Source organism: Oleiphilus sp. HI0067, assembly GCF_001635735.1.
In genome coordinates, this window is the sequence record NZ_LWFI01000712.1 from 1 (window position 1) to 423 (window position 423).

The window sequence follows — 423 nt, forward strand, 5'->3', positions numbered from 1 at the left end:
AAAAGTATTGCTCATGGATGAACCTTTCGGTGCACTCGATGCGTTAACACGGGCTCACTTGCAGGATTCTCTTATGGAGATTCATGCCGAGCTTGGTAACACAGTTATTATGATCACGCACGATGTTGACGAAGCTGTTCTATTGTCTGATCGCATTGTGATGATGACTAACGGACCAGCGGCAACGATTGGCGAGATCTTAGATGTGAAACTAGATCGACCTCGTGATCGTTTGGCGTTGGCAGATAATCCTGAGTACAACCACTATCGTCATGAAGTACTTACCTTCTTATATGAAAAACAGAAAAAAGTTGAGTCTGTCGATAAGCATAAGAAAAAAGAAGAGTCTTCTGAGAAGGTCGTTACAGATCAAACCGATTCGAATGCAGCATAGTTGCTGATTGATTCACTCATTACGAGTTT

General features: G+C 42.3%; 1 pseudogene. It reads left to right on the forward strand.

What is annotated here, in order from left to right:
- Positions 1-394 (forward strand): annotated as a pseudogene (locus tag A3739_RS07930) (ABC transporter ATP-binding protein); the annotation flags it as partial.
- Between the last annotated feature and the right edge of the window lie 29 nt (positions 395-423).